The following is a 23,400-nucleotide window of genomic DNA, read 5'->3' as shown; positions in this document are numbered from 1 at the left end:
ACCCTTTCAGAGTTTTGAATTCTGAAAGGGTTGTTAGTAATCTATAATGTTATACTCGTACAAAGTGCGTTGTTGTCTTTCAATAATTTGTGATGTCCAATTTTTATTTTATGAACGCCTTTGGACAAGCTGTTAAAGCAATTGTCGAGTTTTGGAATCATCCCTGAATGTATGGCACCTTCTGTTTTTAATCTATCATACAGTTCTTTATTGATGTTTTCAATGACAGAAGTGTCGTCTTCTGCATCATACAAAACTCCCGATTTTTCGAAGCAATACGTCAAAGTTACTTCAAAAACTTTAGACAATGCAATGGCCAATTCACTGGCAATCGTATCAGCATTTGTATTTAATAATTGTCCTTGTTTATCGTGTGTAATAGCGCAAAAAACGGGTGTTATTTCGTTTTTTAGCAATGTTTCTAGCAAAGACGTGTTTACTTTTTGTACATCGCCCACAAAACCGTAATCAATCGTTGGATGATTTCTTTTGGTGGACTGAATCAAATTGCCATCCGCCCCAGAAAAGCCCATTGCATTAGTTCCATTTGCGTGTAATTGTGCTACGATATTTTTGTTGATTTCGCCCGCATAAATCATCACGACAACGTCTAGCATAGGCTGGTCTGTGATGCGTCTTCCATCAATCATTTGAGGGACTAAACCAATACTTTTTGCCATTTTGGTAGCTGATTTTCCTCCGCCGTGCACCAATACTTTATAGTCTTCAATTTTTGAAAAATCGGTAATAAACTGTTGTAGTTCGGCTGGATTATCAATAATATTACCACCGATTTTTACTATTGTTAGTTGTTCCATTTTTTTGAATTAATACTCTAAACTTTTGGCTCCACTAGGTAATCTTTTCAATATTTTTTGTAAAACCAATTGTGCCGAATAGGTTCTGTTATGAGCTTGCTGAATCACAATGGAGTTTTCGCTATCAATCACTTCATCGGCTACAATCACATTGCGACGCACTGGAAGGCAATGCATAAATTTAGCATTGTTTGTCAATTTCATTTTATCGGCAGTAACGGTCCAATTTTCGTCCGTATTAGTCACTTTCCCGTAGTCGTTGTAATTGCTCCAGTTTTTGGCATAAATAAAATCAGCATTTTCAAAAGCTTTGTTTTGATTGTATTCTATTACCGAATCCTTGGTGATTTCAGGATTCAATTCATAACCTTCTGGATGCGTGATTACAAAATCCATATCTCTTTGCAGTTGCATCATTTCTACAAACGAATTGGCCACAGCTTGAGGCAATGCTTTCGGATGTGGCGCCCAAGTCAGGACAACCTTAGGTTTGTGTTTGGTTTTGAATTCGGCCATTGTAATCGCATCGGCTAAGGATTGTAGCGGATGCCCAGTAGCACTTTCCATATTAACAATAGGCACAGTGGCATATTTTACAAAACCATTCAACACCGTTTCTGCATTATCTTTTTCTTTATCCGTTAGTCCCGCAAAAGCTCTAATGGCAATAATGTCACAATATTGTGAAACGACTTCGGCGGCTTCTTTTATGTGTTCTGAGGCGCCTTGATTCATAATTGTGCCGTCTTCGAACTCCAAAGTCCATCCTTCAGCACCAAAGTTCATCACCATCACATTCATTCCTAGATTGATGGCTGCTTTTTGAGTACTCAAACGCGTTCTCAAACTTGGATTGAAAAAGAGCATAACTAATGTTTTGTCTTTACCCAATCTTTGATTTTTTAATGGGTCTTTCTTTATTTTAAGGGCTTGTTTTACCCATTTCTTTAGGGAATCGATTTCTTTTATTGAGGTGTAATTCATAGCTTTATCTTTATTAGAATGCTGAATAAGCGGATTTGTAGTTTGTGATTTTTAGTGGCTCTAAGTTAAATAATTTTAGTGAAAGGGATTTCATTCCGCAGCGCTTTCCGCATAAAATCATCTTCTAGGCCATTCACAATCCAAGTCTCAATATTGGCTTTTTTGGCAATGGCTGCCGATTCTATTTTAGATTGCATTCCTCCAGTTCCGTGAGACGATTTTTTATCGCCTATTTCTTTTTCTAGTAAAGACAAATCGGTTACTAGTTCAATCGTTGATGGAAGTGCATCGTTAATAGACGCTTTGGTGTAAATACCATTCGTATTGGTAGCAATAATCAAAATATCTACATCTAACAATACGGCTGCCAAAGCGGCTAATTTATCGTTATCGCCAAACTTGATTTCGTCTGTTGCCACTGTGTCATTTTCATTGATGATGGGAATGTAATTGTTTTTGACCAAAACATTGATGGTATTCACAATATTGACTTTGGATTGTTCTTTCTCAAAATCAGAATAGGAGAGTAGGCATTGTGAAATATGCAATCCTAAATCGCTGAAATTTTCGTGATAAATACGCATCAAATGGGGTTGCCCAATAGATGCTAAGGCTTGTTTTACAAAGACTTCTTGGTCATTATTGTCTAGCTTGACAAACTGTTTGGCAGCGGCAATCGCGCCAGAACTCACAATAATGAATTCGTATTGGTCTTGTAGTGCGGCAATTTGCATTCCAATATCCTCAATCTTTCCTCTCGAGATATGATTGGTTTCTTTGGTTAAGGTATTGCTGCCTAATTTTAATAATATTCTTTTTTTTGTCATTTTATATTTTTTTACAAACAGATTGTGAATTGGGTTGGGATATGTAGGGACAAGTCGCGACTTGTCCCTACCGAATCTGTCCTTCTCCGTAAATATACCATTTGTTGGTGACCAAATGTTGTAAACCAATTGGGCCGCGTTGGTGTAATTTGTCTGTGCTGATAGCCAGTTCTCCGCCTAAACCAAATTGTCCTCCATCGGTAAAACGCGTCGAAGCATTATGGTAAACGGATGAAGCATCAATGTTATCCATAAATTCTTGGGCTGTGATTTCACTTTCGGTGATGATAGCAGCTGAGTGACCTCCGCAATATTTATTGATTTTAGCTATTGCTTCTTGATTAGAAGAAACTGTACCAATTACAATCTTATAATCCAAAAATTCTTCATACCAAATGGCGTCTGAATCAATTTGGGGAATTTGAGTTGTTTTGGCAATTGTAGCATCTCCCAAAACAGTCACTTTTCGTTCCTGCAAAGCACGAATTAATTGGTTAGCAAAGACTTTCCAATTCGGTAAATTAACATCAATCAATACTTTATCTAAAGCATTACAAACGGATATATTTGAGGTTTTTGCATTAATAATCATTGCCATTGCTTTGTCTAAGTCTGCATCGGCGTTTACGTACACAAAATTATTACCGCGTCCACTTACAATCACCGGACAAGTAGCGTGTTTTTTGGTGAATTCAATTAGTTTTTCACCACCACGTGGCACAATCAAATCGACCTTTTGAGTTGGTTTTTCCAAAAAAGCTTGGGTTTGTGCTCTATCATAATTCAGGTATTCTACCCAATCCGTTGCTACACCATTGCTTTCTAAGGCTTTATGCCAAAGACTTACAATCTTTTGATTCGATAATAATGATTCTTTGCCACCTTTCAAAAGGATTTTGTTTCCAGATTTGAAAGCAATACCACCAGCTTCAACTGTTACATCAGGTCGGGACTCGTAAATAATTAAAATAGTGCCAAATGCAGCAGTCTTATTATAAATTTTAAGACCATTATCGTGAACAAATTCAAAGCGAATTTTTCCCACCGGGTCTTCTTGACTGGCCAATTGTTGCAAGGACAAAATCATACCGTCAATTTTAGCATCATCGACCAACAAACGTTTTTCCATTGCCAAATCGTTTCCGGAATAATTGGCTAAATCTTGTTGGTTACTACTTTTCAACGCCGTTCGTTCCTGCGCTAGCAAAGCCGCCATCGTGGTTAAAACGGCGTTTCTTTTTTCGATGGTTAGTAGTGTATTCATAGTTTTTGGTTAGTTAATTTTTTGGGCGTGTCCCTCCCGATACTTCGACAGGCTTAGTAGGTCGGTTTTTCCGCTTCCCGATGAAAAAATCGTGACTATCCCTCACGCAGCGGACTGGCAAGGAATACTCACACAGTTTCTTATTTCAATTCAGCCAACGACTCTTTCAAGGCAACGATAAAAGTATCAATTGCTGCTGTGGTAATGGTCAAGGGCGGTAAAATTCTCAATAAGTTTTTATTGTTGGCACTTCCTGTAAAAATATGTTTTTCCACAATCATTTTCTTACGTAACGCACTCACATCAAAATCAAATTCAACACCCAACATCAATCCTTTTCCTTTCACTTTGATGATTTCAGGCACTTGTTGGCTGGCTTTCATAAAATACTCGCTAACGGCGTTTACATTATCCATTAACTTCTCGCTCTTGATTACATCCAAAACGGCAATTCCAGCGGCACAAGCCAAATGACTTCCGCCAAAAGTAGTCCCTAGCAAGCCATAACTCGCTTTGAAATGTGGAGCAATCAAAATTCCTCCAATCGGGAAACCGTTGCCCATTCCTTTGGCCAAGCAGATGATATCCGCTTTGATGTCATGGTATTGATGAGCAAAAAACTTCCCGCTTCTGCCATAACCCGATTGCACTTCGTCTAAAATCAAAACGGCTTCGTATTGTTTGCACAGTTTTTCTAAGGCTTGAAAGAATTCGGTTGTGCCTTCATCTAAACCGCCCACACCTTGAATTCCTTCAATAATCACGGTGCACACATCGCCTTTTTGTAATTCGGTTTCTACCAAATTAATTTGGTTTAGTGGTAAAAAAGTAACCACTTGTTGCGCATTAATTGGCGCTACAATTTTTTTGTTGTCCGTTACCGCCACTGCTGCCGATGTTCTTCCGTGAAAAGAGTTGTCAAAAGCTATCACTCTTGATTTTCCGTTGTGGAAAGAGGCTAATTTTAGTGCGTTTTCATTGGCCTCGGCTCCTGAGCTGCACAAAAACAAAGCGTAATCATCATAGCCTGATAATTCACCTAGTTTTTGGGCTAATTCCACTTGTAATGGATTTTGGATGGCGTTAGAATAAAATCCAATAGCATCCAATTGTTCTTTTACTTTCGCCACATAATGCGGTTGGGTGTGCCCAATGGAGATGACTCCGTGGCCGCTGTATAAATCTAAATATTCCACACCGTTTTCATCTGTAATGGTGCAGTCTGCTGCTTTTACGGGTGTGATGTTGTATAATGGATAAACGTCGAATAGGTTCATAATTTGCCTCCCCCTAACCCCCTCCAAAAGAGGGGGAACTTTCACAACGGGGGGTGTTGTTTTAATATTTTATATTTTATTTCCATTTTGCTCCCTCCCTTTTGGGGAGGGTTGGGGTGGGGCTAGAATCCACTTGGTTTCAAATACAAACCGGTACTTTCGTCGAGTCCAAAGAGCAAGTTCATATTTTGAATGGCTTGACCTGAGGCGCCTTTGACTAAGTTATCGATAATCGAAGTAATCAATATCCGGTTGCCTTTTTTCATCAAACTAATAATGCATTTATTGGTTTGAACGACTTGTTTTAAATTGATATTGGTTGTGGTTACGGTTACAAACGGTTCGTTTTTGTAAAAGGCTTCATATTTGGCCACAACATCCTCTAAACTTTCCTCACAATGAATGTACAAGGTGGCAAAAATTCCTCTTGGGAAATCGCCTCTGTTGGGAATGAAAAGCAATTCGTTTTTGAAATCTTTTTGCAATTGGTGCAAACTTTCGCCTATTTCTCCCAAATGCTGGTGTTCAAAAGCTTTGTAATGCGACATATTGTTGTTTCTCCAACTAAAATGTGAAGTTTCTGAAAGACTCACTCCAGCTCCAGTACTTCCCGTTGTGGCGTTGATGTGTACATCGCTGTTGAGTAATTTGGCTTCCGCCAAAGGCAATAAAGCCAATTGAATGGCGGTGGCAAAACAACCGGGATTGGCAATGAATTGTCCATTTTTAATGGCTTTTTTATTTAATTCTGGTAAGCCGTATATGAATTTTTTACCCTCAAAAATTGCATCTTTTTCTAACCTGAAATCATTGCCTAAATCAATGATTTTGGTGTGGCTGGCAAATGTATTTTCGGATATAAAGGCTTTGGATTTGCCGTGACCTAGACACAGAAAAACAACGTTTACGTTGGGGTTGATGGTATCTGTAAAATTCATTTCGATATCGCCCAACACATCTTGATGCGCAATGGAAAGAGGTTTGCCCGCATTGGTGGTGCTGTACACAAAGTCGAGTTTGGCGTTGGGATGAAACATCAAGATTCTGATGAGTTCGCCAGCCGTATATCCCGAACCGCCAATAATTCCAATAGTAATCATAATTTTTATTTTTAAAACATTTTTATTTCACCATTAAGAAATTAAGTTTCATTAAGCTTAATGTGTCTTAATTTCTTAATGGTTTAAAAAAGGAATTAAAGTTTTTACAAAACTTTAATTTTTATACCCTTTTAATGAATGTTATTCGTAAGTTTCGTTATTCACAGATGAAAATATGTTTTGCGCATTGCCAAGAATTTTGATGAATCCTTTGGCATCGTCAGACGTCCAAGCATTGTTCATTTCGCCGTATTGACCGAAGCCGGTGTTCATTAAATCGTTTGGTGATTCGATGCCGTCTAAGCTGAAATGATACGGCTTTAAAGAGACCGTTACGGTTCCGTTGACTGTTTTTTGCGTGTCTTCTAAGAACGTTTCGATATTGCGCATCACTGGGTCTAAAAATTGTCCTTCATGGAATAACATTCCGTACCAGTTGCCCAGTTGTTCTTTCCAGTATTGTTGCCATTTGCCGAGTGTATGTTTTTCTAACAAATGGTGCGCTTTGATGATGATTAATGGTGCTGCGGCCTCAAAACCAACTCTTCCTTTGATACCGATAATGGTGTCGCCCACGTGAATGTCTCTTCCGATGGCGTAAGCGCTTGCTAGTTTTTCTAAGGCCACGATATTATTAGAAGGTTTATCAGCTTTGCCATTTATCGCAACCAATTCCCCTTTTTGGAATTCCAAAGTTACTTTCTCTTCTCCCTCTTTTTGTAATTGCGAAGGGTAGGCCTCGCTTGGTAAAGGTTGTCCTGAAGTTAAGGTTTCTTTTCCGCCCACACTGGTTCCCCAAAGGCCTTTGTTAATGGAGTATTGTGCTTTTTCCCAAGAATAATGCACGCCGTTTTTTGCTAAATAATCTACTTCTTCCTGACGAGAAAGCTTCAAATCACGAATAGGGGTGATGATTTCGATTTCGGGAGCTATGGTTTGGAAAATTAAATCAAAACGAATTTGGTCATTTCCTGCACCGGTGCTTCCGTGTGCAATGGCTGTGGCTCCAACGGATTTGGCGTATTTTATGGCTTCAATCGCTTGAAAAACACGCTCAGCACTTACAGATAGAGGATAGGTGTTGTTTTTTAGGACGTTTCCATAAATCAAGTATTTGATGGCTTTGTCATAATATTTGTCTAGAATAGTAAGGTTGGCGTGTTTGGCGCTTCCTAATTCGTAGGCCCTGTCCTCGATGGCTTTTAGCTCGGCGTCATCAAATCCACCCGTGTTAATTAATACGGTATGTACTTCGAATCCTTTTTCGTTTTTTAAATATTTTAGGCAATAGGAAGTGTCTAATCCTCCGCTATAGGCTAATACTACTTTTTTATTTTCCATTGTATATCTTTTGATGTTTTGTGTCTGACAAAACGTTGTTTTTTATTTTTTGAACTATTATTTTTTTAAGAAAAGGGCTTGTTTGATTTCTTTTAAACGATTCCAAATCCGGACATTGAAGGGGTGTTTTGGTGGATTTTTTTGTTTTTCTTTGGGATCATATAGCATTCCGGTGCACAAACACATTTTGTAGTCTTTGCTTTTTAGAATTTCAAAATTGGTGCAAGTTTGACAACCTTTCCAGAAAGTAGGGTCGGTAGTCAATTGAGAAAAGGGAACAGGTTTGTATCCTAAATCGGAATTGATTTTCATTACTGCTAATCCAGTGGTGATTCCGAAAACTTTGGCTTCTGGGTATTTTTGTTGTGAATACTCAAAAACGAATGTTTTGATTTTTTTGGCTAATCCTAAATTTCTAAAGTCTGGGTGTACAATCAAACCTGAATGGGCTACGAATTGTCCGTGTTGCCAAGATTCGATATAACAAAAGCCGGCGAATTTTCCATCGATTATGGCGATAACCGCATTTTCGGTTTCCATTTTCTTTTGGATGTATTCTGGGGTTCTTTTGGCTATTCCCGTTCCTCTTAGTAAGGCCGAGGTTTCGATGGTATCACAAATTTCTTCAGCAAATACATAGTGTTCTTTTTGTGCTACTACTATAGAAATATTCATTTCTGGATTCGAATTATGGTTAAATAATTGTTTTCTTTTTTTTTGTAATGCAATCATAGTCAATGTGCTATTAAAAGTACTATAAAATTTTCAACTATTTTATTGTAATTATTTTAATAACAATTACTTAGTAGTTAGAATTGGTTTTTGTTGTTTTTCCATTTTGAAATAAAAAAATATGACAAATGGGGTAGTAATGAAAGGATAAAAGGTAAGAAAGTCTTATTTGGAAACTATAGGCTATAGCATCCGCACCTCGGGAGAAGCGCAAAGTAAGTTTATCCGGTAGATAGAAGTTATATGTAAACTTGTTTTTTTCATCGGTGCAAATTTACGATAATAATTTTTATAAAAAATCAAATTTTATTTTAAATTGTTAAAATTAAATAAAATTTATTTTTAAAAGCAAAAAAAGTGATTTTGAAAGTCAAAATCACTTTTTTTAGCCCGATAAGGGGAATAATTGTTTTTTATGGATAGCTTCTTTTTTACTCGAAGCGGTTGGTATTCATTACATTTTTGATTTTTGACTTTAAATCTTCTCCTGTATCGAAGATCATTTGCTCTGTTGATGGAAAAGCAACGGCTCTACGATCAAATGTGGCGAAGTAATTTTCATCCGTAGCTCTTCTGTCTCCTTTGTAAGTAGCATAAATATTTTCGAAAACAAACTCGCTTGTGATAGGGTAAGACTGCATCAATTGATTGTTTTTGGTGTTGATAAAGTCAACTTTTGCGGTCACTTGACAGGATTTAAATTGACGAAATTCATAAATCTGTATTGAGACTTTCCTAAGGTTGTCCACCAAAACTTCTTTTCCTTTGTCGTCTAGTACCACTTTTCCGTTGGCATCGACTACTTTCTTATAACCGTCTTTTATATCGCGTTCTTTAACAAATTCACGTTCTTTGATTTGTTCAGGCGATACGGAAATATTTCTGAAAAGAATATTCATACTGTAGTCATATTTGTTTCCTTTTTGTGGTGTGCTGTGATACACAATCCAAGGATTATTTAATTGGTAAGTACTAAAGTCCAGCAAATCGGTCTGCAACTGCTCTGGGATTACCATGTTTGTTTCGTTTTTCGTTTTTACCAAAACAAAATCGGTTCCTTTGAATTTGGCTTCGTCTAATAATCGATTTACTTCTCTGTAATTAGGGCTAATTTTGTTGAGATAGGTCAATTCTTCAAAAGCGTTTCTGAAGTTCGCTTTGGTATTGGTTTTCATCAATTGTAGCGCTTTTTTGTATAAATATTCAGCTAAAGCATTTTTACTCGAAACAATTTGATTGTTGTAATTGTCAAAAGGAAAAATAGCATTGCGACCTTCTTTTATTAAAAACAAAGGAAGTACGGGTTTTATTTTTTCTTGTCGATCGTTTAATTGAACGTAGTAGTTGTACAATTTTTCGATTTGATTCGGATTTGATTCAATGTTTAGCATCTGAATGTTGTTCAAATCTCTTTCTTTTGCTTTTGCAAAGGCTTCTTCGAGTAGGTAGATGTAATCTTGTTTCCCTTTTTTGTCTTTGTTGGTTCTTAAGTTGGATAAGGCGTTATTGATAGCTTCGTCATAATTGCCAGTGTTTACTAGCTGTTGGGTTTGTTTTACGCCACAGCTCGCGACGAACGCAACTAGTGCGATAAAAAGAGTAATTTTCTTCATGCTTAAATGAAATTTCAAAAGGTTAAGGTTTGATTTTGTTGTTTTTGGACAGGCCAAAGATAATGCCAAAAAAAAATCCGACAAGTAATTTTGACGGATTTAATATTTTGAAATAACATTCAATTATTTACGAACAAATGGAGGTAGCAATTGGCTGGAAACTTCTCCAAAGCCTATTCGGACTTCATTGTTTTTACTGTATCCTTTGATTGTTACTGTGTCAAAATCATTGATAAATTTTCTTTCGCTTCCATCATTCATCTGGATAGGATCTTTTCCTCCCCAAGTCAATTCAAGCATGGAACCAAAACTATCAGGAGTTGGTCCAGAGATGGTTCCTGATCCCATCATGTCCCCAGAATTAACTCTACAACCATTAGATGTATGATGTGCTAGTTGCTGGCACATTGACCAATACATGTATTTAAAATTAGTGTTTGAAACTATATTTGGTACTCCATTTTTGGGTGTTATTGAAACTTCAAGGTTGATATCGAAAGCATGTTTCCCTTTTGATTGTAAATAGGGAAGTGGCGCTGGACTTTGTTTTGGGCCTTTGGTTCTAAAAGGTTCCAAAGCATCAAGAGTGATGATCCAAGGTGATATGGAGGAAGCAAAATTCTTAGCTAGAAAAGGGCCTAATGGAACATATTCCCATTTTTGAATGTCTCTAGCGCTCCAGTCGTTTAGCAAAACCATTCCGAAAATATAGTCTTCGGCTTCATAAACAGGGATGTTTTCACCCATGATATTGGCATCTGTGGTGATAAAAGCGGTCTCTAATTCAAAATCTACCAAACGAGAAGGGCCAAATACAGGTGTTGTTTCGCCATTTGGTAAAGTTTGTCCCATGGGGCGATGTACTGGAATGCCAGAAGGAATAATGGTTGAACTTCTACCGTGATATCCTACTGGTATGTGTAGCCAATTTGGAAGTAAAGCATTTTCTGGGTCACGAAACATTTTGCCTACATTGGTGGCGTGTTCTTTGCTAGAATAGAAATCGGTATAATCACCAATTAATACAGGGAGCTGCATTTCAACTTCATCAACATTAAAAATAACGATGTCTTTATGTTTTTCGTTATCGCGTAATTTAGGATTGTTTGCGTCAAAAATCTCTGCAATTCTGTTACGAACTAAACGCCATGTTTTTTTTCCATCAGAGATAAAATCGTTCAGTGTATCTTGCATGAACATATCGTCAGTTAATTCGATACCTTCAAAATAATTGAGTTGTTGTAAAGCGCCTAAATCAATGGCGTAATTACCAATACGCGTACCCACAGTTACGATATTCTCTTTGGTAAGAAACACTCCAAATGGAATGTTTTGAATGGGAAAATCACTATCTGAAGCAACTTCAAGCCATGATTTTCTATTTGGGTTATTTGCTAGTATTGGCATAATGTGTTAATTATTTGTTGAAAATTACACACCAAATATATTATAATCTAAGATGTAACCAAACGTTTTTTTGTATTTTTGCGCCATAATTAACGAAAAACAAAAAAATGCAACGCGACGAACAAATTTTTGACCTAATTCTTGAAGAACAAGAGAGACAAATACACGGATTAGAGCTAATTGCTTCAGAAAACTTCGTAAGTGATGAAGTTTTAGAGGCAGCAGGTTCTGTTTTAACCAATAAATATGCAGAAGGATATCCTGGCAAAAGATACTACGGTGGTTGTGAAGTAGTAGATGTTGTGGAGCAAATTGCTATCGATAGAGCAAAAGCTTTGTTTGGTGCTGAATATGCTAATGTTCAACCTCACTCAGGTTCTCAAGCCAATACAGCAGTGTATCATGCTTGTTTGAAACCTGGAGATACGATTCTAGGTTTTGATTTGTCTCATGGTGGGCATTTAACACATGGTTCTCCAGTAAATTTCTCTGGACGTTTGTACAATCCTGTTTTTTATGGGGTAGATAAGGAAACTGGTCGTTTGAATTACGATAAAATTCAAGAAATTGCTACGAAAGAGCAGCCTAAATTAATCATCGCTGGAGCATCTGCTTATTCTCGTGATATGGATTTTGCTCGTTTCAGACAAATTGCTGATAGTGTTGGTGCAATTTTGATGGCTGATATTTCTCATCCTGCTGGTTTGATTGCTAAAGGTTTAATGAATGATCCTATTCCTCATTGTCATATTGTAACAACGACTACTCACAAAACACTTCGTGGACCACGTGGTGGTTTGATTATGATGGGTAAAGATTTCGAAAACCCTTGGGGACACAAAACACCAAAAGGTGAAATTCGTATGATGTCTTCATTATTAGACTTAGCTGTTTTTCCTGGTAATCAAGGTGGACCATTAATGCATATTATTGCCGCTAAAGCAGTTGCATTTGGTGAAGCTTTACAAGATGAGTTCTTTACTTATGCTATGCAATTGCAGAAAAATGCAAAAGCTATGGCTGAGGCATTTGTTGCTAGAGGATACGAAATCATTTCTGGTGGAACAGACAATCACATGATGTTGATTGACTTAAGAAATAAAAATATTTCAGGAAAAGACGCAGAAAATGCATTAGTAAAAGCTGAAATAACCGTTAATAAAAATATGGTTCCATTTGATGATAAATCTCCTTTTGTAACTTCAGGTATTCGTGTAGGTACTGCAGCTATTACAACTCGTGGTTTAGTTGAAGAAGATATGGAAACTATTGTTGCTATGATTGATAAAGTATTAATGGATCATACAAACGAGGATGTTATAGAAGAAGTGGCTGCTCAAGTCAATGAAATGATGAGTGAAAGAGCAATTTTTGTATTCTAAATTTTTGTTTAAAAGTTTAAAATTTAAAAGTTTAAGGTTTTGTTGATGTTTAAAAGCATTTCGAAACTTTAAACTTTTTTTCATTTTTAATACAACTTTTAACTCTTTAAACAATTTTTAAACTTTTAATTTATAAAATAATGGGAGTATTACGTTTACAATTACCAACTGACCCGAGATGGGTAAATATTGTTGAGAAAAATATTGAAGAAATTTTAACGGATCATGCTTGGTGCGAGCAAAAAGCGGCTACAAATGCTATTACGATTATAACGAATAACTCTGAGCATCAAGATTTGGTTCAAGACTTATTAGCATTAGCCAAAGAAGAAATCGACCACTTTGAGCAAGTCCATAACATTATCATTAAAAGAGGATTAAAACTAGGTAGAGAGCGCAAGGATGATTATGTTAATGAACTGTATGCTTACATGAAAAAGAGCATAGATGGTAGTCGCGTTTCTGGTTTAGTCGAGCGATTATTGTTTTCTGCCATGATTGAAGCAAGAAGCTGTGAGCGATTTAAAGTGCTTTCAGAAAACATTCAAGACGAAGAATTAGCTTCTTTTTATAGAGATTTAATGGAAAGTGAAGCGGGACATTACACTACTTTTATTACCTATGCAAGAAAATACGGAGTCGGCATTGATGTTGAGAAACGTTGGAGAGAGTGGTTGGCTTTTGAAGAGTCTGTCATCTCAAATTATGGAAAGAATGAAACCATTCATGGTTAATTTTTAAATAATAGCAGCCATTTTTAAGTCTAATTTTAATTTCCTCATTTTATGATTACAGTTCTTCCAGCAACCGCAACCGATTTTGCTACGATACGTTCTATTGCCTACGAAACATGGCCAATAGCTTATGGTGAAATTTTGTCAAAATCTCAGTTAGATTATATGTTGGGTGCCTTTTATAATGATACAGCATTAAAGGAAAGTGTGTCACAAAGAGGACATCATTTTGTTTTGGCAAATGAAGGAAATCAAACCCTAGGTTTTGCTTCTTTTGAATGGAATTACGACCATCAAAAACAAACTAAAATTCATAAAATTTATATACTTCCTTCCGCCCAATGTAAAGGAGTAGGTAAAGTACTTATAGATTATATCGCCACTGAAGCGAGAAAGCAAGGTTCTCTTACCTTGTGTCTGAATGTCAATCGCTTTAATAAAGCGATTGCTTTTTATGAAAGAATGGGTTTTTCTATCATTAGTGAGGTAAATATCGAGCTAGAACATGGTTACTTGATGGAAGATTATGTGATGGAGCGAGCCATATAGAAGGAGTTTTTATCACTAATTTGTTTTATATTATAATAAAATACTACCTAGAAAACCTTATATTTATAGGGTAACTTTCTTCTTAATAAACAAAATACCATGCGTTCACAAGTAGTTGTAGTAGTGTCCTTTTTTTCGATACTTCTCGTAAATTGTTCCAAAAAAGAATCTCAAGAAATTCAACCTACCATAAGCGATATTACTGAAAGCGTTTATGCATCTGGTGTAATAAAAGCTAAGGACCAATACATTGTTTATCCTACAGTAAGTGGGATTTTGAAAAAAACAAAAGTGGTAGTTGGTCAAAAAATCAGCAAAGGACAATTATTGTTTGAGTTAGATAGCGACAAAGCCGATTTGAATACTCAAAACGCTTTATTGGCGTATGAATTGAGCAAAAAAGATAGTCGTTATATTCAAGATAAAATTGCCGAATTAGAGTTGAAAGTTTTGGCAGCGAAAGACAAACTACTTTTAGATGAATCTGTTTATCATAGGAATCAAAAAGCATTGCAGTACGAAGGAATTTCTCAAATTGATTTTGATAGGGTAGTGCAAACCTATAAAAGCTCGAAAAGTAATTTTGAAATGGCTCAAAAACAATTGGCACAATTCAAAAGCCAATTACAAAATGACCAAAGTAAGAATGCAATCAATCTGAAAATTAGCCAAAAAAGTCAAAGTGATTTTGCTGTAAAAAGTGAATTTGACGGTCAATTGTTTGACTTGCCGGTTAAAGAAGGAACTTTGGTGACACCCCAAACACCGATTGCTACGATTGGGAAAAGCAATACTTTTATTCTTGAATTGGATGTGGATGAAAACGATATGGTTCGAGTGGTGTTGGGACAAAATATCGTTGTTACTATGGATAGCTATAAAGGAACTGTTTTTGATGCAGTAGTTTCAAAAATTTATCCCATAATGGATGAGCGTTCGAGAACGTTCAAGATAGAAGCGCAGTTCATAAAAGCTCCGCCCAAGTTGTATCCTAATTTAACAGCTGAAGCAAATATCGTTATTCAAACCAAAAAAAAGGCACTCACTATTCCGAAAGAGTATCTAATAGAAGGTACGTATGTTTTAGTGAATAAAGATGAAAAACGAAAAGTAAAAGTCGGCTTAAGTGATTACAAAAAAGTAGAGATTTTAGATGGATTACAAGCCAACGAAACGCTTTATAAACCGAACTAATGAACTACAAACTTATCTTAAACATCGCTTTACATTTGTTGCGTGCGCGCCTAAAACAGACGATTGTGGCAGCAATTGGGGTTACGTTTAGTATCGCTATGTTTATTTCATTGGTGAGTTTTATGAACGGACTCAATGATTTATTAGATGGATTGATGCTAAATAGAACACCTCATGTTCGCTTGTATAACGAAATAAAACCTACGGCTAATCAACCCATTGATTTATCAAATCGCTATAAAAACACTACCAACTTTATCCGTTCGGTCAAGCCTAAAGATAGAGGAAAATCAATATATAACGGAATTCCAATTATTAAAGCTCTTAAGGACGACAAACGAATCATTGATGTAGCTCCAAAGGTAGTGGCTCCTGTTTTTTTTAATTCGGGAACTATTGAGATTTCTGGAGTGGTGAATGGGATAGCTATTTTGGCAGAAGAGAAATTGTTTCAAACCAGCGATTATATCATTGAAGGAAAGATAACCGATTTGGTGCAAAACAATAGTATTATTATTGGTAAAGGATTGGCAGATAAAATGCTATTGATTGTTGGAGACCGAATCAAAGTTACCACATCCAAAGGGAATTTGGCCACCTTAAAAGTAGTCGGGATTTCCCAAATTGGTATTGCAGAAATAGACGATACAATGTCTTATACTTCTTTAGACACGGCTCAAAAAATGTTGGGGGAAGCCACAAATTACATTACAGATATTCAGATTAAATTGTTTGATATGACTTCAGCACCCCTTGTAGCCAAAGAATTGCAAGCAACGTATCAATTGGACACTATCGATTATCAAACGGCCAATTCACAATTTGAGACCGGAAGTTCTGTGCGAACAATAATTTCCTATGCGGTTGGAATCGTGTTGTTGATTGTTGCTGGTTTTGGAATTTACAATATTCTAAACATGATGATTTACGAGAAAATGGACAGTATTGCTATTTTGAAAGCGACTGGCTTTTCAGGAAATGACGTCAAGTGGATTTTTGTTTCGTTGTCCATAATTATTGGTTTGGCTGGAGGTATTTTTGGTCTCATTTTTGGTTTTATTTTTACTTCAATTATTGATGTGATTCCATTTGAAACTGCGGCTTTGCCAACCGTCAAAACGTATCCAATTAATTTCAATATTTTGTATTATATCATCGGAATTGTATTTGCGTTGTTCACCACGACTATTGCAGGTTTGTTTCCTGCTTTAAAAGCCAGCAAAGTAGATCCAGTAGAAATTATTAGAGGAAAATAAAATGGAAAATAAAGTACTGCAAACTATCGGATTGAGTAAATATTTTTATGATCCTGTAAAATTTCAAGTGTTGAAGGAAATCGATATGAGTATTAATCATGGCGAGTTTGTTTCGATTGTAGGTAAATCAGGCTGTGGAAAATCAACGTTGTTGTATTTGCTCTCGACTATGGATACAGATTATGATGGACAATTGTTTGTGAATAATGAATTGATTACGGGAAAATCAGATAAAGAATTGGCTTTGATTCGCAATGAAAAAATCGGCTTTGTTTTTCAATTTCATTATTTGCTCAATGAATATAATGTGCTGAAAAACGTAATGCTTCCGGGATTGAAATTGGCTAAATTTTCTGAAAAAGAAGTGGAACATCGTGCAATGGAGCATCTGAAAACATTAGATATGCACGAACATGCTTTGAAGTTGCCTAATCAATTGAGCGGTGGACAAAAACAGAGGGTAGCTATAGCGAGAGCGTTAATCAATGATCCTTTAATCATTATGGGAGATGAACCTACAGGAAATTTAGATAAAAAAAACAGCGACCTAGTGTTTGATATTTTTAAGCAATTGACCCATGAGCAGAAACAGACGCTATTGATTGTAACGCATGATAATGATTTTGCAGAGCGTTCAGATAGAACAATAACTATGCAAGACGGTCGAATAATAAAAAGTTAATCTACCACAATCTCGTGTTTATAAAGTAAGCCTTTTACTTCGTTGAGACTGAAAGTTGCCTTTTTGAGTTTGGTTTTGGAAGGGTCTATAGTAAAATTATAGCTTGTTTTGAAGTTCGCTTTGTTGGCAATAGCTTTGTCAAATTCGGCGCGGTACAAGTCGCAATTATCAAAAATACTTTCGGTTAAGTCAGTTGCCATAAAATCTACCGCAATTAAACTACAATTCATAAAAGTGGTTCCTTTTAGTTTTAAAGTATAAAACTTTGAAAAGTCTAATACACAATTTTGAAAATGTACTTCAAAAATTAATTTATTGCACATTGCAAAATTAACCTCTCTGATTTGACAATGATCAAAAGTAACGGTTCGTAATGCCACGTGATTGATGTGTGCTCCATTAAAATTACACTTTGTAAACACACAATCAATAAATGTAACATCCATAAAATTACAAGCCGTAAAATCACAATTTTCAAACGTGCAACATTCGAATTCATTATGGTTTAATTCGTCTCTGTTATAAATGTTTTTTTGGTAATGTTGGTCTAGATTGTAGTTTGGCATGCACAAAGGAAGTGTTTTAAAGTAAAAAACGCAATTATCAAGAGACAATTGCGTTTTGTTAGTAATATCTTCGGGAGAAATCTCTATAAATTTATAAGCTTATAATTGATTGGCGTAAAACATATAGAGTCAGTTTTTCATTGGCTTTATAATTTTGCCTTGGCTTTTTGTGGAAAAATAGTATAAAGTCAATTATTCTATGCCAATAAATTCATACTATATATTTTCCATAATGTCTCTTGGTTAATCAAAAAGTCTTACACGTTTAATTTCTTGACATAGCTATCCGAAAGTCTAAAATAAAAAATGCCTGAGAATCCCGTATTTTTGATTTTGCGAAACAAATAATACTTTATGGGACTCTTCAGGCGAAACAAAAATATCAAAAAACCAGTTATTCGACAAATTATTGACCTTGTTCCTCGATGGATGCTTGAATCTTGTGCTAAAAAACACAGTTCCGACAAAGGCTGTAGTAAATACAAGACTTACGACCAATTTGTTGCATTAACTTACGGACAGCTTAATAAATGCTACACTTTAAATGATATTTCCACTGGAATTGGGGTCAGTGAGACTTTTATTGGGGATTTAGGACTGATTCAAAGTCCAGCACGATCCACGATGAGTGATGGCAATAAAAAACGTGATTGGAAAGTGTTTGAATCCCTATATTACAGGCTTTTGAAACATTATGGAAGAGTTTTAAAAAGTGAATCTCAACGTAGTATTATCAAAGAAATTAAAGAACAAAACATAAAATTGATAGACAGTACCACAATCAGTTTGTGCTTGAATATGTTTGACTGGGCAAAGTTTCGGACAGCAAAAGGTGGCTTAAAAGTACACACCTGCTGGGATGTTGGAGGTAATTGGACCGTGCCACTTAGACTACGACGTTTTTTCACAATGAATTTTCGGGATATTTTTTTGGGATGTTTAGAAGAATAAAGCATTTAGGCTTCAAGTCTTTCGATTGGGAATCGTAGAAAGTTCACTTTCAATACGTTTGACAACGTAAAAGACTTGGCTAAGTTATCGAAAATAAATGACAAAGTCAATACTATATTTATTTTTGCTAACTTAAACATCACCAAAAAAATAGAGCCCTAAAACCCCTATTATTGACTTCGCCTAGCAGGCTTGCTAAGCGCAATAAATAATTGGTTTCATTGAATAGCATTGTGTTGAAAAAAAAAGAGAGGAGTAGTCTATCCAACTCCGTTACTTAATTAAGCGATGGTTGTGCATAATTAAGTAACTACCCCCAACAGCGGCTATGCAAAATGCCTTCCGCTTTTTTAGATAAAAATAGTACAAATTAAAAAATTTGGCTATTTTAGCTATCATTAGTGAAGCGGCGAAAGAAGGCACTTCGCATAGCCGCAAACGATAATTTACAAATCCCGGATTTGGTAAATATAACCGAAGCTAAAACACACGATCGGTATGGTATAGGCCAGTTAGTTTTCTCAAAAGGAACCATCGTTGTGGAAGACAGGGCTTATTTTGATTTCGCATTGATGCTGCATCGAATTCAAGCAGAAAATGTTTTTGTAACTAGGATTAAGACAAATACTTTGTACGAATCCATCCAAGAGTTGGATTTGCCAGATGAAGAAGACCAAGACATTATCAAGGACGAAATAGTTGTTTTAAACAGTAGTAAAGCCATAGAGACAGGTATTAACCAAGAAAGACTAAGATTAGTCCATGTGTATAAGCAAGACGAAAATAAGATTATCGAAATAATAACCAATAATTTAGAATGGTCAGCAAGAACAATAGCCGATTTGTATAAAAAGAGATGGGATATCGAATTGTTTTTCAAGGCGATGAAACAAAATCTACAGATAAAAACATTCTTGGGTACAAGTGAAAATGCGGTTAAATCGCAAATTTATATCGCTTTGATTTGTTATTTGTTGCTTGAATTGATAAACAGAACCATATCAAAAAAGACAAAGTCATTCTCAAATCTGGTTGAAAAAATCAGAATTTGTTTAGTGTATTATTTAAGTTTAGATTATATCTGCAATCAGGTTGGAGATGGAGCCAAAAAAATAAGATCAGAACCAGAATTAAAATTCAGTTCTGACTTATTTTCAGCATAATAAAAAAGTAAACGCCTATTTATAATGGGTAACAAGGTATTTTATGCTCATTCATTAAAACTTTCGGATAGCAATGAAAATATCCATTAATTTCATTAATTGGCTAAAAGAATGTGTTTAATTGTAAATGAATTTGATATTTGTACTCATCTTTTAGATATGATTTATTTTCTACTATTTGTTAAAAATATTTGAACTGTTTCTATGCCCAGCTTCGTTTTTATACCAATTTTTAAAGTCTACGCCATTGCTTAAAACCCAATTTTTAAATTTCAAGTGACTGGCATCGATTTTTGCTTTTTCAATTGGATAATCAAAACTACTAGGGAAATCTATTGCCCAAGGTAAATTGTCTTTGGTTTTGTAATATTTCCCTATAGAAGACTGAGTATTGTCAAAAGAAGTTCCGAAATAGGCTTTGTCAGCCAAATCTGTTGGCGGGTAATTTGCTAAATGAATCTCTTTCCCTCTTTCTTTATTTACAATAATAAATGGATTGAAAGGCGCCATTCCGAAGGCACTAACATCAATTGGGTTGACTAAATCTATAGTGACTTCAATAGACTCTGAGGCAACATATGGTTGGCTAGGATTGGTATTACCGGCACCGTGCTTCCAAGCATTGTCAAAAACAATTATGGTCGCATTTTTTTGACCAGCTTCTGTACCATTACCGTTTGTTTTTATGTATCCTTCGGTGTATTTTGTTCCAGTAACGGATGCAATTTGCGAAGGACTTACTCCAGGAATTGAGAAACCAAACCCATTTTGGTAACTTGCCCCAATAGCTTTTACTGTGAATTTTCCTTTCAAGCTAACTACTTTATTTTGAGCATTTGTAATTCTATTAAAATTATAATCAACTACTAAATCATTAAAATCATAATCTCCTTTTGATGGCCATAGATCTTCAAAAGCAAGGGTTCCGTTAGTGTTACTGCTTGGGTAATAGTTATTAAACGCTAGTTTCGGATCATTTGGATAATCATCAGAACCATCAATTATACCATCTTTATCAGTATCTATTCGATCAGGGTTTATTTTTTGAACATCAAATATTTCAACATTTTTTATTGGGTTAGCCGTAGCATAGAAAACAGCATCATTAAAGTCATTGTCTCCACCTGGGCGAATTAAATCTTCAAATCCAAGTAGGAACAAACTTCTTTTTTCATCATACAACATAACCGTATGTTGACGGTATTTGATATCTGTCTCTGGGTTTAACTCTAAGTTAGAATACAATAAACCCAAACCTTCTGTTGCTTGTCTTGCACTGTCGCTCCAACCATTACGCAACAACATCCATCCAATTACCGTATTTTTTTCGAAAACACCTAAAGAAACCTTGTCCCCAGAATACAATCCTCCTCCTGAACCTGCAAATGAGGCATTAGGAAAAATCACCTTACATTCTTTAACATCAGCTGGAGTTTTGGGTGGAAAATCTCTGTCATAAGTATAGTATGCCAATGCATTTTTATATCCAGCTCCTTCAGAAACAAAAGTAATCCATACTTCGGCTTTATCTAAAATCACTAAATTGTGCTGGCTACTACCTAAAAGATATTCCGGATGATAGGTAGGAACGGGCATATTTTCAGGTAAAGCATTGTTGACATCAATTAGGAAATTTTTATCAATCACATCTGGTTTGCTCATTAAATAATTAGGCACTCCGTTGTTGTTATAAGTCCCGATATAGTTAATTTTTATACCAGCACTCGTTTTACTGTAAAGTGCTGATGCTTGTTTGGAAGAAAAGGGTTTACGGCTAGTTTTTTGGCCTTTTTGGGTACTTCTTGTCCCTCCAAAAGTAAAATTAACTACTCGATTTTCTAATGGCACTTTCGTTTCTGGAACAAAACCAATAAAGTCTGTTTTTAAAACAACTTCTTTCATGTCGGCTTCGAAAGTGTAATCTACTATAAATTCTCCTTGCTCATTGGTTATACCGTTGATAATCTCTTTTCCATTTTCTTCTTCAAAATTAGTCCAAACGCTCACTTTTACGCCAGGAACGGCATTTCCTTGATTGTCCTTAGTTCTGATAGTTACTTTAGCATCTTGAGTATTTTTCCAAGTAAAAGTTGAAGAAGCTTGTAAATTGTCAATTGTAACTTCACCAGAGGATGTTGGTGGATCAGTTATATCTACAGGATCTTTACTACAAGAGTTTAACAAAATCATAATTACAAATAACACTATCCATACGGAATTGCTATTTTGCTGCGTATTTTTAATGAATGGTTTTAAATTATTCATGTCCTTTAATTTAGAATGTTTTTAGGTTAAGTTTAATCTCAATTTACAATGTGCTTTATTTTGATGCATTTGAGTATCCAAAAACAACACCAAAAAAAATATCCCTCTCAAACGCTGGTATTTAAGCGCTTTACCCCATATATAGAAATTTATTCTTATCCATAAATTAGAATTACTTTCCATTTTTTGGAACTACTTATTCTAAAAAACACACCACTGAATAGGAATTCAGAGGATAGATTAATTTACAAATGCAATAGCATCTGGAACTCTTCCTGTTCCAATAGTGCTTACAATTTCAAAAGTTTTCATATCAATCACTTCAATTTTATTTGCATTGGAGTTGGAAACGAAAGCATACAATCCGTTAGGATGCATTACAATATTCACAGGACGCGGTGTATGATAAAGCAGTATCTCTACTAATGTTGTTTTCCCGTGAAATACAATAGTCTTTATCTTCTTTTTTAATTTTTGATTATACACATATACAGTACCTTCTATCGCATTGGCCACTATACAATACTTCCCGTCTGTTGAGAATTTAAGTTTTAATGGGTCATCACCTGTTTTCAATGTATGGGTAACTTTATAAGTCGAGGTATTTATTACCGAAATAGTATTCTCTTTATTATTGGTAACCCATAATTCAGAGCCATCTGGGGTTATATCGATGCCTTTTCTTCCTAATCCACAAGGAATAACCTTAATCACTTTATTCAAAATCAAATCGATAACACTCACTGAACTTGAACCTATGTTCGTAACATAAGCAATGGCTTTACTTGGGTGCAACACTATAAGATGACTCTTTTTTTGTTGGGTTTGTATTTTTCTTTCAATACTATCAGTATCAATATTAATTGCTAATAATGTATTAGTAACATAGTCAATCACCCCAACTTTATTGCGTTCTGGAAAAGCTACAATCCCATTAACTTTTATATTGTCCTCTAAGTCTATCGTTTTTTCTACTTCGTTTTTTTTGGTGTCTATGATTTTAATAATGTTGCCATCAGTAGCCCCGTAATTTGTAAGCACTACTCTTTTCTCATCCGAAGTTGTAACTGCTTCGTGAGATAATATGTCAATTGGAATTTCCTTTATTTCTGTTCCCGTAAATAAATCAAATACGTGAACACTCTCGCCAACCTTACTCACAATGTATAATTTCCCTGTGGTTTGTATGGTATACGATGGTAATCTAGCAATAAGACGTGCCGCTTGAAAGCAAATAAATGCAATGGCAAACGATAAAATCCAATATTTTGCTTTCTTATTTATCATAACTAAAA

19 protein-coding genes and 2 pseudogenes are annotated in these 23,400 nt (G+C 35.5%); 8 read left to right on the top strand and 13 right to left on the bottom strand.

Annotated features, from left to right (window positions below; all coding sequences use genetic code 11):
- Nucleotides 1-41: 41 nt before the first annotated feature.
- The 10 genes from argB to fahA all read right to left on the bottom strand — a co-directional run bounded on the left by argB (nt 42) and on the right by fahA (nt 11,363).
- The gene (gene argB / locus BXU11_RS14350) at nt 42-818 is read right to left on the bottom strand and encodes an acetylglutamate kinase (RefSeq protein WP_078213040.1); all 777 of its coding nucleotides are present in this window, start codon (nt 816-818) and stop codon (nt 42-44) included.
- A 9-nt stretch (nt 819-827) separates the two neighbouring features.
- Nucleotides 828-1,802: an N-acetylornithine carbamoyltransferase gene (locus BXU11_RS14345; RefSeq protein WP_078213039.1), complete on the bottom strand. Its 975-nt coding sequence runs from the start codon at nt 1,800-1,802 to the stop codon at nt 828-830.
- A 65-nt stretch (nt 1,803-1,867) separates the two neighbouring features.
- Complete coding sequence (gene proB, locus BXU11_RS14340; RefSeq protein ID WP_024980771.1) at nt 1,868-2,629, bottom strand: glutamate 5-kinase; 762 nt, start codon at nt 2,627-2,629, stop codon at nt 1,868-1,870.
- Between the two features lie 67 nt (nt 2,630-2,696).
- On the bottom strand, nt 2,697-3,893 hold the full coding sequence (locus BXU11_RS14335; RefSeq protein ID WP_078213038.1) for a glutamate-5-semialdehyde dehydrogenase: 1,197 nt from the start codon (nt 3,891-3,893) through the stop codon (nt 2,697-2,699).
- Nucleotides 3,894-4,033: 140 nt separating this feature from the next.
- Nucleotides 4,034-5,170, bottom strand: a complete 1,137-nt coding sequence (locus BXU11_RS14330) for an aspartate aminotransferase family protein (protein ID WP_078213037.1) — start codon at nt 5,168-5,170, stop codon at nt 4,034-4,036.
- A 122-nt stretch (nt 5,171-5,292) separates the two neighbouring features.
- Nucleotides 5,293-6,270, bottom strand: a complete 978-nt coding sequence (gene argC / locus BXU11_RS14325) for an N-acetyl-gamma-glutamyl-phosphate reductase (RefSeq protein WP_078213036.1) — start codon at nt 6,268-6,270, stop codon at nt 5,293-5,295.
- 141 nt (nt 6,271-6,411) lie between these two features.
- Nucleotides 6,412-7,611: an argininosuccinate synthase gene (locus tag BXU11_RS14320; RefSeq protein WP_078213035.1), complete on the bottom strand. Its 1,200-nt coding sequence runs from the start codon at nt 7,609-7,611 to the stop codon at nt 6,412-6,414.
- A 57-nt stretch (nt 7,612-7,668) separates the two neighbouring features.
- The gene (locus tag BXU11_RS14315; RefSeq protein WP_024980766.1) at nt 7,669-8,286 is read right to left on the bottom strand and encodes a GNAT family N-acetyltransferase; all 618 of its coding nucleotides are present in this window, start codon (nt 8,284-8,286) and stop codon (nt 7,669-7,671) included.
- Nucleotides 8,287-8,774: 488 nt separating this feature from the next.
- The gene (locus tag BXU11_RS14310; RefSeq protein ID WP_078213034.1) at nt 8,775-9,956 is read right to left on the bottom strand and encodes a hypothetical protein; all 1,182 of its coding nucleotides are present in this window, start codon (nt 9,954-9,956) and stop codon (nt 8,775-8,777) included.
- Between the two features lie 123 nt (nt 9,957-10,079).
- Nucleotides 10,080-11,363 carry a fumarylacetoacetase gene (fahA, locus tag BXU11_RS14305; RefSeq protein ID WP_078213033.1) on the bottom strand — a complete coding sequence of 428 codons (1,284 nt, stop codon included), beginning with the start codon at nt 11,361-11,363 and terminating at the stop codon, nt 10,080-10,082.
- A 107-nt stretch (nt 11,364-11,470) separates the two neighbouring features.
- Between fahA and glyA the strand changes: the two genes are divergently transcribed.
- From glyA to BXU11_RS14275, 6 genes are all read left to right on the top strand, one after another.
- Complete coding sequence (glyA, locus tag BXU11_RS14300; protein ID WP_024980763.1) at nt 11,471-12,745, top strand: serine hydroxymethyltransferase; 1,275 nt, start codon at nt 11,471-11,473, stop codon at nt 12,743-12,745.
- Between the two features lie 140 nt (nt 12,746-12,885).
- Entirely contained in the window at nt 12,886-13,479 is a 594-nt protein-coding gene (locus tag BXU11_RS14295) for a tRNA-(ms[2]io[6]A)-hydroxylase (RefSeq protein ID WP_024980762.1), read from the top strand.
- A gap of 51 nt (nt 13,480-13,530) precedes the next feature.
- Nucleotides 13,531-14,028, top strand: a complete 498-nt coding sequence (locus BXU11_RS14290; RefSeq protein WP_024980761.1) for a GNAT family N-acetyltransferase — start codon at nt 13,531-13,533, stop codon at nt 14,026-14,028.
- A gap of 99 nt (nt 14,029-14,127) precedes the next feature.
- Nucleotides 14,128-15,222: an efflux RND transporter periplasmic adaptor subunit gene (locus BXU11_RS14285; protein WP_078213032.1), complete on the top strand. Its 1,095-nt coding sequence runs from the start codon at nt 14,128-14,130 to the stop codon at nt 15,220-15,222.
- A complete protein-coding gene (locus BXU11_RS14280; RefSeq protein ID WP_078213031.1) occupies nt 15,222-16,478 on the top strand; it encodes an FtsX-like permease family protein in 1,257 nt (418 codons plus the stop codon). Before BXU11_RS14285 ends, BXU11_RS14280 begins: the two co-directional genes overlap by 1 nt.
- A gap of 1 nt (nt 16,479) precedes the next feature.
- The gene (locus BXU11_RS14275; protein WP_024980758.1) at nt 16,480-17,160 is read left to right on the top strand and encodes an ABC transporter ATP-binding protein; all 681 of its coding nucleotides are present in this window, start codon (nt 16,480-16,482) and stop codon (nt 17,158-17,160) included.
- Here BXU11_RS14275 and BXU11_RS14270 read toward each other — a convergent pair.
- Nucleotides 17,157-17,726, bottom strand: a complete 570-nt coding sequence (locus BXU11_RS14270) for a pentapeptide repeat-containing protein (RefSeq protein ID WP_078213030.1) — start codon at nt 17,724-17,726, stop codon at nt 17,157-17,159. The genes BXU11_RS14275 and BXU11_RS14270 overlap by 4 nt on opposite strands.
- Nucleotides 17,727-18,080: 354 nt before the next feature.
- On the opposite strand from BXU11_RS14270, the pseudogene BXU11_RS14265 reads away from it, so the two are divergent.
- Nucleotides 18,081-18,587, top strand: a pseudogene (locus BXU11_RS14265) (DUF4372 domain-containing protein); the annotation flags it as partial.
- 527 nt (nt 18,588-19,114) lie between these two features.
- Nucleotides 19,115-19,840, top strand: a pseudogene (locus BXU11_RS14260) (IS4 family transposase); the annotation flags it as partial.
- 174 nt (nt 19,841-20,014) lie between these two features.
- On the opposite strand, the gene BXU11_RS14255 reads toward BXU11_RS14260, so the two are convergent.
- Both BXU11_RS14255 and BXU11_RS14250 read right to left on the bottom strand, forming a co-directional pair.
- Nucleotides 20,015-22,105 carry an LruC domain-containing protein gene (locus BXU11_RS14255; RefSeq protein ID WP_078213028.1) on the bottom strand — a complete coding sequence of 697 codons (2,091 nt, stop codon included), beginning with the start codon at nt 22,103-22,105 and terminating at the stop codon, nt 20,015-20,017.
- Between the two features lie 240 nt (nt 22,106-22,345).
- Nucleotides 22,346-23,392 (bottom strand): YncE family protein, encoded by a 1,047-nt coding sequence (locus BXU11_RS14250; RefSeq protein WP_078213027.1) that lies wholly within the window; start codon nt 23,390-23,392, stop codon nt 22,346-22,348.
- Nucleotides 23,393-23,400: the final 8 nt, after the last annotated feature.

It is taken from the genome of Flavobacterium sp. LM5, from assembly GCF_002017945.1.
GTDB classification, from domain to species: Bacteria; Bacteroidota; Bacteroidia; order Flavobacteriales; family Flavobacteriaceae; genus Flavobacterium; species Flavobacterium succinicans.
This window is presented reverse-complemented; position numbering and strand designations above follow the sequence as displayed.

What these genes read in the sequence shown, in the direction of transcription:
- argB (WP_078213040.1), bottom strand. Translation starts at nt 818, where the DNA reads ATGGAACAACTAACAATAGTAAAAATCGGTGGTAATATTATTGATAAT.
- BXU11_RS14345 (WP_078213039.1), bottom strand. Translation starts at nt 1,802, where the DNA reads ATGAATTACACCTCAATAAAAGAAATCGATTCCCTAAAGAAATGGGTA.
- proB (WP_024980771.1), bottom strand. Translation starts at nt 2,629, where the DNA reads ATGACAAAAAAAAGAATATTATTAAAATTAGGCAGCAATACCTTAACC.
- BXU11_RS14335 (WP_078213038.1), bottom strand. Translation starts at nt 3,893, where the DNA reads ATGAATACACTACTAACCATCGAAAAAAGAAACGCCGTTTTAACCACG.
- BXU11_RS14330 (WP_078213037.1), bottom strand. Translation starts at nt 5,170, where the DNA reads ATGAACCTATTCGACGTTTATCCATTATACAACATCACACCCGTAAAA.
- argC (WP_078213036.1), bottom strand. Translation starts at nt 6,270, where the DNA reads ATGATTACTATTGGAATTATTGGCGGTTCGGGATATACGGCTGGCGAA.
- BXU11_RS14320 (WP_078213035.1), bottom strand. Translation starts at nt 7,611, where the DNA reads ATGGAAAATAAAAAAGTAGTATTAGCCTATAGCGGAGGATTAGACACT.
- BXU11_RS14315 (WP_024980766.1), bottom strand. Translation starts at nt 8,286, where the DNA reads ATGAATATTTCTATAGTAGTAGCACAAAAAGAACACTATGTATTTGCT.
- BXU11_RS14310 (WP_078213034.1), bottom strand. Translation starts at nt 9,956, where the DNA reads ATGAAGAAAATTACTCTTTTTATCGCACTAGTTGCGTTCGTCGCGAGC.
- fahA (WP_078213033.1), bottom strand. Translation starts at nt 11,363, where the DNA reads ATGCCAATACTAGCAAATAACCCAAATAGAAAATCATGGCTTGAAGTT.
- glyA (WP_024980763.1), top strand. Translation starts at nt 11,471, where the DNA reads ATGCAACGCGACGAACAAATTTTTGACCTAATTCTTGAAGAACAAGAG.
- BXU11_RS14295 (WP_024980762.1), top strand. Translation starts at nt 12,886, where the DNA reads ATGGGAGTATTACGTTTACAATTACCAACTGACCCGAGATGGGTAAAT.
- BXU11_RS14290 (WP_024980761.1), top strand. Translation starts at nt 13,531, where the DNA reads ATGATTACAGTTCTTCCAGCAACCGCAACCGATTTTGCTACGATACGT.
- BXU11_RS14285 (WP_078213032.1), top strand. Translation starts at nt 14,128, where the DNA reads ATGCGTTCACAAGTAGTTGTAGTAGTGTCCTTTTTTTCGATACTTCTC.
- BXU11_RS14280 (WP_078213031.1), top strand. Translation starts at nt 15,222, where the DNA reads ATGAACTACAAACTTATCTTAAACATCGCTTTACATTTGTTGCGTGCG.
- BXU11_RS14275 (WP_024980758.1), top strand. Translation starts at nt 16,480, where the DNA reads ATGGAAAATAAAGTACTGCAAACTATCGGATTGAGTAAATATTTTTAT.
- BXU11_RS14270 (WP_078213030.1), bottom strand. Translation starts at nt 17,726, where the DNA reads ATGCCAAACTACAATCTAGACCAACATTACCAAAAAAACATTTATAAC.
- BXU11_RS14255 (WP_078213028.1), bottom strand. Translation starts at nt 22,105, where the DNA reads ATGAATAATTTAAAACCATTCATTAAAAATACGCAGCAAAATAGCAAT.
- BXU11_RS14250 (WP_078213027.1), bottom strand. Translation starts at nt 23,392, where the DNA reads ATGATAAATAAGAAAGCAAAATATTGGATTTTATCGTTTGCCATTGCA.